This window comes from Rhizobium sp. UGM030330-04 (assembly GCF_003208455.1).
In the GTDB taxonomy this organism is placed as follows: domain Bacteria; phylum Pseudomonadota; class Alphaproteobacteria; order Rhizobiales; family Rhizobiaceae; genus Agrobacterium; species Agrobacterium rhizogenes_A.
The window spans coordinates 103,459-116,108 of sequence record NZ_QKML01000003.1 but is presented as its reverse complement, the minus strand read 5'-3'; the positions used below and the strand labels follow the sequence as shown (position 1 = coordinate 116,108).

The following is a 12,650-nucleotide window of genomic DNA, read 5'->3' as shown; positions in this document are numbered from 1 at the left end:
AGCAGCTTGGCCTGCGGATTCCTATGCGGCCGGTTTGATTTCCGGCCAGAGGCACCCTTCCGAAGTCGAAGACGACCTTCGGCAACGGGGATGCGCTCGATCCAGGGCCTACCGGGTCAATGCAGCGTTTCTTCCGGCATGTCCGGCGTCGCCCACATTTTTTCAATATTGTAGAAGGCGCGGATTTCCGGACGGAACACATGAACGATGATATCGCCGGTGTCGATCAGCACCCAGTCTCCGGTCTCGAGACCTTCAACGCGGGCGTTTCCGAACCCTTCATCCTTCATATCCCTGAGAAGATGCTCGCAGATCGCCGAGACATGCCTGTTCGATCGCCCGGAGACCACCACCATGTAGTCCGCAAGCGCCGATTTTCCGGCAATGTCGAGAGATACGATATCTTCGGCCTTGGAGTCCTCAAGGCTCGCGAGGACGGTGTCGAGAGCATGGCCGGCGGCATCGGCGCCACTGTCCTGGCCCTTCGGGATAGCAACGAATGCTCTTCCCTTGCTGTGTACTGTTGTCAGAGGTTTTCCCTTTCCAAGAATGACAAAACAGATACTGGCGACGCGATTCTCTGCGTCACACAATAAAGGTGGCATCAAACCATTAACTTTTCAAGATATGGAGCCTGCAACCGCCGCCCCATACATCATTTGTGATTATTGCGCAGCGCCGTGGAACTGAGCGTGGAACGGGGACCGTGAATGAAGACCCAGGCAGGCGCCCGTTTTTTCCAAAGCACCCCCGCGTCATCCTCATCTATCCGCGCCTGGCTGAAAGCATGCGCCATGGTCGAGGAGAGGTAGGACAAAGTGGAACCTGGCCGATCGATGACGGCAATCGGAAATGTTTCTGCGATCGTCCGCCATTTCTGCCAGCGGTGAAAACTTTTCAGATTGTCGGCCCCCATGATCCAGATGAAGCGGACATGCGGATTTTTCGCCTTCACCTTCGCAAGCGTGTTGGCCGTGTAGCTGATGCCCAGCGATTTCTCGAAAGCAGTCACCTTGATGCGCGGATCGCTGACAAGCTTTTCGCAGGCAGCGATGCGGTCCTCAAGCGACGCAAGTTCTGAGCGGCTTTTCAGCGGATTGCCGGGCGTGACCATCCACCAGAGCTGGTCGAGACCCAGCCGCCGCAGCGCGATCTCGGCAACAAGCGCATGGCCGGCATGCGGCGGATTAAAGGAACCGCCGAACAGACCGACAACCATGCCGCGCTCCGCATGCGGCATGGTGAGATAACGTCTGTCGAGGCGCTTCCCGGTCGGCAAATATCAGGTCCGTGTCTGGCCGGTGCCGCGCACACGGTATTTGAACGAGGTAAGCTGCTCGACACCGACGGGACCGCGCGCGTGCATCTTGCCCGTGGCGATACCGATTTCCGCACCCATGCCGAATTCGCCGCCATCGGCAAATTGCGTCGAGGCATTGTGCAGCAGAATGGCCGAATCGAGTTCATTGAAGAAGCGCTCGACCACATCAGGGTCTTCGGCGATTACAGCCTCGGTATGGTTGGACGAATAGGTGCCGATGTGATCGATCGCACCTGAAATACCCTCAACCACCGCGACCGAAATGATCGCATCGAGATATTCGGTCCGCCAGTCCTCTTCCGTCGCGGCCTTCAGGCCCTCAACCACGCTTCGAACCGCCTGCGAGCCACGTACTTCGCAACCGGCCGCAATCAAGTCATTAACGAGCGGCGCGAGATGCGTGGAGACAGCGGCGGCATCGACCAGCAATGTCTCTGCCGCCCCGCAAATACCGGTGCGGCGCATTTTGGCATTAACGACGATGCGTTTCGCCATATCGAGATCGGCCGAGGCATCGACATAGATATGGCAAATGCCTTCCAGATGGGCGAAGACGGGCACCCGTGCCTCAGACTGCACCCGCGCAACCAGGCTTTTGCCGCCGCGCGGCACAATCACATCAACCGTGCCGTTCAATCCGCCCAAAAGCGCGCCGACCGCAGCACGATCTGTCACCGGCACCAGCTGAATGGCATGTTCGGGAAGCCCGGCAATCTTCAAACCTTCCACGAGGCAGGCATGGATAGCACGCGATGAATATTGCGAATCCGAGCCGCCGCGCAGGATGACCGCATTGCCGGCCTTGAGGCAAAGTGCGCCGGCATCCGCCGTTACATTCGGGCGGCTTTCGTAAATGACGCCGATAACACCAAGCGGCGTGCGTACGCGCTCGATCTTCAGCCCGTTCGGACGATCCCAGGCGGCGATGACCTCGCCGACCGGATCGGGCAGCGCCGCAACCGAGCGGATACCTTCGGCGATACCAGCGATCCGCGCATCGTTGAGCGTGAGCCTGTCCACGAAGGAAGCAGCAAGACCGGCGGTTTCCGCCGCCGCCAGATCCTTGCTGTTGGCAGCGAGGATCGCTTCCTTCGACGCCTCGATGGCGGATGCCATGGCGAGAAGCGCGCGGTTCTTCTGGTCGGTGCCGGCGATGGACAACGGTCGCGAAGCAGCTTTTGCCTGAGCGCCGATGGTCATCATCAGCGCGTCGATATCATGGCTCTGCTTCACGGCCTGTTCAGGCATGGATCTCATCCTTCTTTGCATGTTTAACTTTGACGGCAGCGCCGGTCATCACGAGGTCGTCACGATGGATCATCGCCGCCCGCCCGACATAACCGAGGATCGCCTCGATCTCGTTGGACTTGTGACCGATGATGAGACGCGCCTCTTCCGCGTCATAACCCGCAAGACCGCGCGCAATCTCACGACCTTCGACACCGATAATGGCAACCGCATCACCGCGTCCGAAATTGCCCTTCACCGTCCGCACGCCCGCAGGAAGCAGGCTTTTGCCGGCATAAAGGGCCTTTTCCGCGCCGGCATCCACGTGGATTTCGCCCGCCGGCTGCAATTGCCCGGCAATCCAGGTCTTGCGCGCTGTCACCGGCGTGCCTGATGGCGCAAACCACGAGGAACGGGCGCCATTTTCAATGGCCTTCAGCGGATTGAGCGTCTTGCCGGAGGCGATGATCATGCCGCAGCCGGCAGCGGTCGCGATCTTGCCGGCATCAATCTTGGTGCGCATGCCGCCGCGCGAAAGCTCGGAGGCCGCCCCGCCCGCCATGGCCTCGATTTCGGGGGTGATGTCAGCGATCGTCTCAAGGAATTTTGCATCCGGATCAAGATGCGGCGGGGCCGTATAAAGCCCGTCAATATCCGACAACAGGACCAGCAGATCCGCACCCGTCATGGTCGCCACGCGCGCCGCAAGACGGTCATTGTCGCCATAACGGATTTCGGTGGTCGCCACGGTATCGTTTTCATTGATGATCGGAATAGCGCCGATTTTCAGGAGCTGATTGATCGTGGCGCGCGCATTGAGATAACGGCGCCGCTCTTCGGTGTCAGACAACGTCAACAGAATCTGCCCGGCGACGATTTCGTGCCGCGACAGGCTTTCCGACCATGCCCGCGCCAGCGCAATCTGCCCGACAGCCGCCGCCGCCTGGCTTTCTTCCAGCTTCAATGCGCCGGAAGGCAGGCCGAGCACAGTGCGGCCAAGCGCAATCGCGCCCGAAGACACGACCTGAACATCCGCACCGTTTTTCTTCAGCGCGGCGATATCCTCACAGATGGCATCGAGCCAGTCCTTCTTCAGGCCGGTCTTCCGGTCCACCAGAAGCGCCGATCCGATCTTGATGACGATCCGGTGGTGGCTCGCCAGCGGCTTGCGCGTCAGGCTCATAGGCGGTCGTCCCCTTCCTCGGCCTCGCTGTCCTCATGCGGCATCGACCGGTCGGGAAGTGCGGTTTCGCCGCCATTGCTCGCCGAAACGATGATGTCGCGAAGGGCGCGCAACGCCTCCGTCATGCCGATATGCGCGGCAGCCGACAGAAGAAGCGGCGGGCGGCCGCAGGCCTTTTCCAGTTCCTTGGCCTTCTTTTTAAGTTCTTTTTCATCCAGCACGTCGATCTGCGACAGCGCGACGATTTCCGCCTTGTCCGTCAGCCCGCCGCCATAGGCGTCCAGCTCGGCCTTGACCGTCTTATAGGCCTTGCCGACTTTTTCTTCCTGTGCGGAGACGAGATGCAGAAGCACGCGGGTGCGCTCGACATGACCAAGGAAGCGGTCACCGATGCCGACACCCTCATGCGCGCCTTCGATCAGGCCGGGAATATCGGCAAGCACGAATTCGCGGCCATCAATGGTCGCAACGCCAAGGTTCGGATGCAGCGTGGTGAAGGGATAATTGGCGATCTTCGGCCGTGCGCGGGTCACGGTCGCAAGGAAAGTGGACTTGCCTGCATTAGGCAGGCCGACGAGACCGGCATCGGCGATCAGCTTCAGGCGAAGCCAGACCGTCTTTTCCTCGCCCGCAAGGCCCGGATTGGCATGGGTGGGCGCCTGGTTGGTGGACGACTTGAAATAGGCATTGCCGAAGCCGCCATTACCGCCGGCGGCGAGACGGAAGCGCTGGCCTTCCTTGGTAAGGTCAACGATCAGCGTCTCGTTATCTTCCTCGAAAATCTGCGTGCCCACCGGCACCCTCAGCACCACATCCGACCCCTTGGCGCCGGTGCGGGTCTTGCCCATGCCGTGCTGTCCGATCGAGGCCTTGAAATGCTGCTGGAAACGGAAGTCGATCAGCGTGTTGAGACCGTTGACCACCTCAACCCAGACATCGCCGCCGCGTCCGCCGTCGCCACCGTCAGGACCACCGAATTCGATGAATTTTTCGCGCCGGAAGGACACGGCACCCGCGCCGCCATCGCCGGACTTGATATAGACTTTTGCTTCATCGAGAAATTTCATCGGACTGCCGTTCTGTCGGTTTTCGGACGCAGCAATCTTTCCGCTGCGTCAAACAAAAATATTGTCGTTTCGAATACAAGCGCTTCTCCGCAAGGTCAAAGACTATCGTGCGGGAAGCCCCTGCGCGAGACAAGGCCGGTCCGGGGCAAACCGGCCCTGTTCAAAGCATCGGGCCGAAAACTGTATGTGGTTTTCGGCCCGATGCTCTTCAGGTATCAGCGACGCGGCGCAATGAAATCTTCCGCCGTGATCATCGTGTCGATATGGGCCACCATGGCGGCACGCGCCGTGGCATAGATCTGGTGGCAGCCGGTCACCCGGAAACCGAGTTTCTCCTGCACACGCAGCGAAGCGGGATTATCCGCAAACACGCCGGAATGAAGGATCACCCCGGGCATGCGGCGGAAGAACCGCTCGACCACGGCAGCCACCGCCTCGGTCATGTAACCCTTGCCCCAGTAGAAGCGGTTCAACCAGTAGCCGAGATGCCACTCGCCATGCCGCAATTCCACCGCGACCACGCCGATCAGGGTATCGTCACCACTGGTAATGGCGAAATCCCAGTCGGGCAGGGTGCCGGAGGTGCGCAGGACCAGCCATTCCAGCGCATCCTGCTTGTGGTAGGGCGCGGGAACGCGGGCCAGCATCCTCGTCACGGCAAAATCGCCAAGCGATTCCGCAATGCTGCCGGCATCGGAAAGCCGCTGCGGCCGCAACACCAGACGCTTTGTCTCGATGACGGGGCAGGGGCCGGGCGGCGCCACGGTGGTGGAAGTTCGCCGTCGGGTCAGTTCGAGCGCACTCATCCCATATCCCCCCAGCTCTTCAGCGAAACCCAGGTCTTGCGGTCCAGCCTGTACCATTCGACCGGCACCATGCCGCCAAGGGCCAGAGACCCGACCATGCCGGAGCCCTGGAACTGGAAACCGCACTTCTGGATGACGCGGCGCGAAGCAATGTTGGTGACCCGGCAACGGGCATCGATCTGGTCGATTTCACGCGTGCGGAAGGCCATGTCGATCAGCGCATGCGCGGCTTCCGTCATGTAACCCCGGTTCCAGTAGGGTTCCCCCAGCCAGTAACCGATTTCCAGCGTCTTTTCGTCTTCTTGGGGTTCGAGCGCGCAGCAGCCCAGAAACTCGCCATTGTCCATGCGGGTAATCGCATAGACGCACTTGCCAATCTCGCCAGCTTTGGAGCGTCGCACAAAATCCGCGGCGTCTTTCGCCGTGTAGGGGTGCGGCATACGCGACACCATGGTCGCGATATTGACATTGTTGGCAAGATGGGCAAGGGCGTCGATGTCTTCTTCGTGAGGCTTGCGCAAAACCAGCCTCTGCGACAGTAAAACGGGGCAATCGCTCCTCGACCGATCGGGCCTCGGCCGTTCCTCGGGTGACCGTGATTGGTCAACCCTCAACAATTCAGCTTGCATGGTTCAGTCCCTCCATGAGGTTAAAGAAAAAGGGGAGTTGGGTGGTGCCCCATCTCCCCTGTTTTCTTGACTGAACCTGATACGTCTCAGCCGGGTCGATGGGACACCGGCTGCATATGACGCTTACCGGCTTATTCTGCGGCTTCCGCTTTCGGGGCCACGGATACGAATACGCGGCCGTTGGCCTTCGTGCGGAAGTTCACGTTGCCTGCGGTCAGTGCGAAAATCGTGTGGTCCTTGCCGATGCCGACGTTGGCGCCCGGATGCCACTGCGTTCCGCGCTGACGCAGAATAATGTTGCCTGGAATGACGGCTTCGCCGCCGAACTTCTTCACGCCAAGGCGCTTGGATTCGGAATCGCGACCGTTACGCGAGGAACCGCCAGCTTTTTTGTGTGCCATTGGAGTTCTCCTTTAAACCTTGTTTCCCGTGTCGCGCCGATCAGGCAGCAACGATGTCCGTGATGCGGACGACAGTGTGATGCTGACGATGGCCGCGCGAACGCTTGGAGTTCTGACGACGACGCTTCTTGAAGGCGATGACCTTCTTGCCGCGATTGTGCTCGACAACTTCAGCCTTGACGATGGCGCCCTTGACGAAGGGAGCACCGATCTTGGCGTCGGCGCCTTCGCCAACAACGAGAACTTCGGTGAATTCTACAGTCGCGCCTGCCTCTGCTTCCAGCTTTTCGATGGTCAGCACGGCGTCGGCCGCTACGCGGTACTGCTTACCGCCGGTCTTGATGACTGCGAACATTTTTTATCCTTTCATGTTCGTTCCGGCTCTGCCCGCAAATGCAAGCTGGCCGTCTTTTTATCAGTCGGAGTAGCGGAAATCCGTCAGGACTGAATGCCCCTTTGAATGTCTGCCGGTGAGGCCGCCTTTTGAAGGGCGGAATAAACAGAAGGCGCATTACGCCATCAATTTGGGTGCCGATTACGCGAGACGCCCGTTTATGTCAAGATGACGACGGCTTGAAAAGTAACTGTAACGCCAAGAATTTCATGCTTTTTCGGCGGGTGAAGCAGTCGGGTCTCGAAATTTGTCCAGCAAGTGTTTATATGGGCCTTCCAACAAGGAGCAGAAATGGCCCGCATAGACCAGACCGACGATTGGCGGGACCGCCATGCGCCGACGCTTTCCGCCTTCGAGTCGCTTGCGATCGAGGCATATGGCCACCTGCCGGAAGAATTTCGCGCATTGACGAAAGATCTCATCATCGAGATCGCCGATTTTCCGACCGATGATGTGTTCGAGGACATGGCGCTTGAAACGCCTTTCGACCTTCTCGGACTGTTCGAAGGGCGCGGCATCTCCGAACGTTTCACCATGGAAACGGGCGAGATGGTGAACCGCATCACGCTCTATCGCCGTCCCATTCTCGACTACTGGGCCGAGAACGAGGAAACGCTTGGTGATATCATCACCCATGTCCTGATCCACGAGATCGGCCACCATTTCGGCCTGTCGGACGACGATATGGAGCGGATCGAGGAAAGCGCCGACGAGGCCGCCGCCGATCGCTGATCGGGGCGGCTGGCGCCGCTCACTGCTCGCCGAGCTTCATGTCCGGATGGTATTCCTTGCCTTCGACCACCTTGGTCACGGCCTGGCCGCAATGCATGACGCCACTCGCGGCATTGAAGGCATAGCTCGGCGAACCGGCAAGTTCCCAGCCCTTGTTCAACGCTTCGGTGACCCGGTGACAGAATTTGGAGTCGTCCGGACCGGTTATGAAACGATAGACCTTCACGTTTTTTTCGCCTTTCTTTGCGCGATGATATCGGCCATGGCGACCAGCCTTTCGGCCTGGCCCACATGCAGCCGTTCGATCATCCGACCGTTCATGTTGATGACGTTCAATTCCACAGATTCCGGTTTTGCGAAAGCGGCAATGATCTCGCGGGCTTCCGCAACCGCCGCTTCATCCGGGGCGAAATGCCGGTTGGCCGGTTCGATCTGGGCAGGATGGATCAGCATCTTGCCATCAAATCCCATGGCGCGCCCCTGTTCGCATTCAGCGTCAAAAACCGCCATATCGCGAAAATCATTCGAGACGCTGTCGATGACGTCCAGCCCGTAAGCCCGGGCGGCCAGCACGACCTGCATCATCCACGGCACCAGATAAGTGCGGCCAGGAAGGGACGGAACGCGTGTTTCCTTGCGCAGATCGTTGAGGCCGATAACGAAGGCCGCAAGCCGCGCATCCGGCGTATGGGCCGCATCGGCAATCGACGCGGCATTAAGAACCCCGAACGGCGTTTCGATCATCGCCCAGACTTTCAGGCGCCCGGGCGCATCGGCCTCGGCGAGAAGATCGGCCAAGTCATTGATGTCGGCGGGCTGCTCCACCTTGGGCAAAAGAACCGCATCCGGCAGGCAGGAAAGCACAAGCCTCACGTCCGCTTTCCCCTCCGGCGTCGACAGAGGGTTGATGCGGATTATGGTCTCGCGCCGGGCGAGAAGTCCGTCCGAAAACAGCCTTTCCAGATTGTCCCGTGCCTTGCCCTTCATGTCGGGCGCAACGGAATCCTCCAGATCGAGGATCACCCCGTCGCAGTCAAGCTCACGGATTTTTTCGAGTGCCCGGACATTGACGGCCGGAACTGACAGCAATGAACGACGTGGTCTCACGGAAATATTTTCGGAAAAATTGACGATGCCGCACTTGTGTCAAGCTTTTGTGACATCTGCAAGCTGACAATCCACTGAATCCTCTTGCAAGCCGGAAGAAGAAGGCCCACATTCATCTGGATAGAAAGGTTTGGATCATGCAAGGCATACGTTCATTTTTCATCGCCGCATCCGGCATTGCAATTCTGGCCATGGCCGCTCTTTTTACCGCGTCGCTTACGGTCGCTTTCATCGGCGTGCTCGCGGTTCTCAGCGCTGCCCGCATGCTGTCTGCGCGCCTGAAACCCGCTCCCATTCCGGTAAAGCCCCGCAACCAGCGCGACATGCGCGTCTGGAACGACGGCAAGGGCACGATTATCGATCTCTGAGATCGTTTAATCCGGTCAAAATGCCAGTACGCCGCAGGAGGCGTACCGAAGAACGCGGGTTTGCGCTTCTAAAGCGCCAAGTTTTGCAGTATTTCCCGGCAGAGAACATCCGGCAGGCTTTTTGCGAGTGCCGGATTTTGTTCAAGGGAAACACGGGAAGCGACAGATGGAAAAATTCACCAAGCTGACGGGCGTTGCCGCGCCCATGCCGGTGGTCAATATCGACACCGATATGATCATTCCGAAAGACTATCTGAAGACCATCAAGCGCACGGGCCTTGGCAAAGGCCTCTTCGCCGAGTCGCGTTATCTTGAGGACGGTTCGCCCAATCCGGATTTCGTGCTGAACAAGCCCGCTTATCAGAACGCCCAGATTCTTGTGGCCGGCGACAATTTCGGCTGCGGCTCCTCGCGCGAACATGCGCCATGGGCACTTCTCGATTTCGGCATCCGCTGCGTGATCTCCACCAGCTTCGCCGACATCTTCTACAATAACTGTTTCAAGAACGGCATTCTGCCTGTTGTCGTCAGCCCCGAGAACCTCGAAAAGCTGCTGGACGATGCTTCGCGCGGATCGAACGCCGTTCTGTCCATCGATCTGGAACGCCAGGAAATCAGCGGCCCCGACGGCGGCACGATTACCTTCGAGATCGATGAATTCAAGCGCCATTGCATGCTGAACGGTCTGGACGATATCGGCCTGACGCTGGAACATTCCGGCGCTATCGACACGTTTGAAAAGGCGAACGCCTCGGTTCGCCCCTGGGCCTGACCGCATTTCCGCTCTTCAAAAAAGCCGATCCCGTACCAAACAGTACCGGATCGGCTTTTGCTTTGCTTGAAAAGCCGTTGAGGCGGAGATAAGAAGCCCTCGATCCCGTCCGGCTGCGATACGACCAGGCATGCGCAGGACGGAACGAGTTTGACGCCGCGCTCGCCGCCATCGAAAACCCTTCGTGATGTTTTCCGGCGCGCCGCCCAAGGAGGGTTCTCATGACAGTCCGTTCGCTTTTCCTGCTGCCCGGTGACGGTATCGGCCCCGAAGCCATGGCTGAGGTCCGCAAGCTGATCGATTATATGAACAGCGCGCAAAATGCCGGCTTCACCGTTTCGGAAGGCCTCGTTGGCGGTTCCGCTTACGACGCCCATGGCGTGGCTATTTCCGATGCGGACATGGAAAAGGCGCTTGCCGCCGATGCAATCCTGTTCGGCGCCGTTGGCGGCCCAAAATGGGATGGCGTTCCCTACGAGCATCGCCCGGAAGCGGGTCTGCTGCGCCTGCGCAAGGACCTCGAACTTTTCGCCAATCTGCGCCCTGCCATCTGCTACCCGGCACTCGCCGCCGCCTCCTCGTTGAAGCCGGAGCTGGTTGAAGGCCTCGATATCCTCATCGTTCGCGAACTGACCGGCGGCGTTTATTTCGGTGAACCGAAGCAGATCGTCGATCTCGGCAACGGCCAGAAGCGCGGCATCGACACGCAGATCTACGACACTTTCGAAATCGAGCGCATCGCCAGCGTCGCTTTCGAACTGGCCCGCGCCCGCGACAACCGCGTCTGCTCGATGGAAAAGCGCAACGTCATGAAATCAGGCGTTTTGTGGAACCAGGTCGTCACCGAAACCCACGCGGCCAAATACAAGGACGTGCAGCTGGAACATATGCTGGCCGATGCCGGCGGCATGCAGCTGGTGCGCAAACCCAAGCAGTTCGACGTGATCGTGACCGACAACCTCTTCGGCGACATGCTCTCCGACGTTGCCGCCATGCTCACCGGCTCGCTCGGCATGTTGCCTTCCGCCTCGCTTGGCGCACCTGATGCCAAGACCGGCAAGCGCAAGGCCATGTACGAACCGGTGCACGGTTCGGCTCCTGACATTGCCGGCAAGGGCATCGCCAACCCCATCGCCATGATCGCCTCCTTCGCCATGTGCCTGCGCTACTCGTTCAACATGGTTGACGAGGCGACGAAGCTCGAAACGGCAATCGCCAACGTGCTGGACAAGGGCATCCGCACCGCCGACATCATGGCCGATGGTTGCCGTCAGGTCGGCACCGGTGAAATGGGTGACGCGGTTCTCGCCGAATTCAAGGCGCTTTCGGCGTAACGCTGACAGGAACCGGCTGGGCAGGCGGCACCGCCATCTGCCCATCCTCCTTGGGCAGAAGATGCTCGTAACGCCGGTCGGTCAGCGTCTTCAGAAAAGCCACGATGGCATCCACCCGCTTGTCATCCAGCGCCGGCGCAGATGTCAGTTCCGTCATGGCGATATTCGCGGGCACCTCAGGCGCATCCCAGGTCTTGCCGGTTTCCGGGTTGATCTGGCGGCTGGGCTTCTTGCTTTTATATTTCACGTAAAACAGCACCACCGTGCGCAAATCCCTGAACACGCCATTGTGCATATAAGGACCGGTAACGGCGACGTTGCGCAGGGTCGGCACCTTGAACTTGCCGCGTTGTGCCGGATCGCCGGCCACTTCAGGATTTTGCGCCAAACCCAGATCGACCGCACCGGGCTTCGAGCCATTCACGGCCCTGACCGCCATATTGGCGGGAACGCCGATATTGAAATATTTGTGGTTGGTGAAAAGGCCGTCTTCCAGCCCCTTGGCGCCGCGGATTTCATGGCAGGTATTGCAATTGGTGAATTGCGTCGAGGAGATCAGAACCCGGCCCAGCTCTTCCTGATCCGTCAGCTTTTCCTCGCCGCGCAGGAAGCGGTCATATTTGGAATCGAAAGTCGAGAATTCGTCCGAGCGCTCGAAACTCGCCAACGCCTTGGTCATCGCGGCATAGGCGGTTTCATCGCTCTGGAAGACATCATTGCCGAATTGCGTGCCGAAGGCTGCGACGTAATCCGGGTTTTCCCTCAACCGCTTTACGACAGAGGCTTTGTCCGGCATGCCCATTTCAAGCGGGTTAAGCGGCGGTCCGCCCGCCTGGTCCTCCAGCATGGAGGCCCGGCCATCCCAGAACTGCCCGCCGACATACTCACCGGCCGAATTCTTGCTGAAAGGCGGCGTGAACCTCGCATAGGCCGCCGTCGGGGCATTGCGGTCGCCGAGCGAAATACCGTCGTCACCCAGAGAGACATCCCGACCGACCTTCTCGCTCTCCCGTGCATCGGAAAACCCGGCCGCCTGCATATGGCAGGTGGAACAGGCCATTGTCCGGTTCATCGAAAGATTGGGATCGTCAAACAGCGCTGCGCCCAGCTTTTCCAGCGTCGCATAATCTTCGCCGCCGTGAGCGAACATGTTGTTAATCCCCCCACCGAAGGGAACCAGCAGAATGGATGCAGCAAGAGCGGCAGAGAGAAAAATTCGGGGCTTTATCATCGGTAGGCACGCTCGGGACAAAATGCGCGATAGCAGGCTCGGGCCGGAAAATATGAAACAGTTTTCAATCCGACCAGA

General features: G+C 59.3%; 16 protein-coding genes. 4 read left to right on the top strand and 12 right to left on the bottom strand.

The genetic code is table 11. The features are described from left to right. Positions 1 to 116: 116 nt before the first annotated feature. The 9 genes from rsfS to rplU all read right to left on the bottom strand — a co-directional run bounded on the left by rsfS (position 117) and on the right by rplU (position 6,989). Positions 117 to 605, bottom strand: coding sequence for a ribosome silencing factor (gene rsfS / locus N434_RS05750; RefSeq protein WP_110756605.1), 489 nt, complete (start codon positions 603 to 605; stop codon positions 117 to 119). Positions 606 to 655: 50 nt separating this feature from the next. Then, positions 656 to 1,240, bottom strand: a complete 585-nt coding sequence (locus N434_RS05745; protein ID WP_081284483.1) for a nicotinate-nucleotide adenylyltransferase — start codon at positions 1,238 to 1,240, stop codon at positions 656 to 658. A 42-nt stretch (positions 1,241 to 1,282) separates the two neighbouring features. After that, positions 1,283 to 2,569: a glutamate-5-semialdehyde dehydrogenase gene (locus N434_RS05740; RefSeq protein WP_181423888.1), complete on the bottom strand. Its 1,287-nt coding sequence runs from the start codon at positions 2,567 to 2,569 to the stop codon at positions 1,283 to 1,285. Next, positions 2,562 to 3,731: a glutamate 5-kinase gene (gene proB, locus N434_RS05735; RefSeq protein ID WP_065114385.1), complete on the bottom strand. Its 1,170-nt coding sequence runs from the start codon at positions 3,729 to 3,731 to the stop codon at positions 2,562 to 2,564. The genes N434_RS05740 and proB overlap by 8 nt, the downstream gene beginning before the upstream one ends. Continuing rightward, positions 3,728 to 4,798: a GTPase ObgE gene (gene obgE, locus N434_RS05730; RefSeq protein ID WP_065116078.1), complete on the bottom strand. Its 1,071-nt coding sequence runs from the start codon at positions 4,796 to 4,798 to the stop codon at positions 3,728 to 3,730. Before obgE ends, proB begins: the two co-directional genes overlap by 4 nt. A gap of 215 nt (positions 4,799 to 5,013) precedes the next feature. Continuing rightward, positions 5,014 to 5,604: a GNAT family N-acetyltransferase gene (locus tag N434_RS05725; protein ID WP_110756603.1), complete on the bottom strand. Its 591-nt coding sequence runs from the start codon at positions 5,602 to 5,604 to the stop codon at positions 5,014 to 5,016. After that, complete coding sequence (locus tag N434_RS05720) at positions 5,601 to 6,233, bottom strand: GNAT family N-acetyltransferase (RefSeq protein WP_110756601.1); 633 nt, start codon at positions 6,231 to 6,233, stop codon at positions 5,601 to 5,603. Before N434_RS05720 ends, N434_RS05725 begins: the two co-directional genes overlap by 4 nt. A 131-nt stretch (positions 6,234 to 6,364) precedes the next feature. Further along, complete coding sequence (gene rpmA, locus N434_RS05715) at positions 6,365 to 6,634, bottom strand: 50S ribosomal protein L27 (RefSeq protein WP_003492686.1); 270 nt, start codon at positions 6,632 to 6,634, stop codon at positions 6,365 to 6,367. A 40-nt stretch (positions 6,635 to 6,674) separates the two neighbouring features. After that, the gene (gene rplU / locus N434_RS05710) at positions 6,675 to 6,989 is read right to left on the bottom strand and encodes a 50S ribosomal protein L21 (RefSeq protein WP_065114387.1); all 315 of its coding nucleotides are present in this window, start codon (positions 6,987 to 6,989) and stop codon (positions 6,675 to 6,677) included. A gap of 330 nt (positions 6,990 to 7,319) precedes the next feature. Here rplU and N434_RS05705 point away from each other — a divergent pair, with 330 nt between their 5' ends. After that, complete coding sequence (locus N434_RS05705) at positions 7,320 to 7,760, top strand: metallopeptidase family protein (protein ID WP_003520258.1); 441 nt, start codon at positions 7,320 to 7,322, stop codon at positions 7,758 to 7,760. A gap of 19 nt (positions 7,761 to 7,779) precedes the next feature. Here the strand turns inward: N434_RS05705 and N434_RS05700 are convergent, their stop codons facing one another. Together N434_RS05700 and N434_RS05695 are read right to left on the bottom strand one after the other, a co-directional pair. Continuing rightward, positions 7,780 to 7,986, bottom strand: a complete 207-nt coding sequence (locus N434_RS05700; RefSeq protein ID WP_003492695.1) for a DUF1737 domain-containing protein — start codon at positions 7,984 to 7,986, stop codon at positions 7,780 to 7,782. Beyond that, the gene (locus N434_RS05695; RefSeq protein WP_181423902.1) at positions 7,983 to 8,894 is read right to left on the bottom strand and encodes an HpcH/HpaI aldolase/citrate lyase family protein; all 912 of its coding nucleotides are present in this window, start codon (positions 8,892 to 8,894) and stop codon (positions 7,983 to 7,985) included. The genes N434_RS05700 and N434_RS05695 overlap by 4 nt, the downstream gene beginning before the upstream one ends. A gap of 110 nt (positions 8,895 to 9,004) precedes the next feature. Here N434_RS05695 and N434_RS05690 point away from each other — a divergent pair, with 110 nt between their 5' ends. The 3 genes from N434_RS05690 to leuB all read left to right on the top strand — a co-directional run bounded on the left by N434_RS05690 (position 9,005) and on the right by leuB (position 11,341). Next, complete coding sequence (locus tag N434_RS05690) at positions 9,005 to 9,235, top strand: hypothetical protein (protein WP_065114389.1); 231 nt, start codon at positions 9,005 to 9,007, stop codon at positions 9,233 to 9,235. A 166-nt stretch (positions 9,236 to 9,401) separates the two neighbouring features. Further along, complete coding sequence (leuD, locus tag N434_RS05685; RefSeq protein WP_065114390.1) at positions 9,402 to 10,007, top strand: 3-isopropylmalate dehydratase small subunit; 606 nt, start codon at positions 9,402 to 9,404, stop codon at positions 10,005 to 10,007. Between the two features lie 221 nt (positions 10,008 to 10,228). Next, positions 10,229 to 11,341, top strand: coding sequence for a 3-isopropylmalate dehydrogenase (gene leuB, locus N434_RS05680; RefSeq protein WP_110756598.1), 1,113 nt, complete (start codon positions 10,229 to 10,231; stop codon positions 11,339 to 11,341). On the opposite strand, the gene N434_RS05675 is transcribed toward leuB, so the two are convergent. Continuing rightward, entirely contained in the window at positions 11,322 to 12,572 is a 1,251-nt protein-coding gene (locus tag N434_RS05675; protein WP_110756596.1) for a cytochrome-c peroxidase, read from the bottom strand. The two genes, leuB and N434_RS05675, sit on opposite strands and share 20 nt — an antisense overlap. Positions 12,573 to 12,650: the final 78 nt, after the last annotated feature.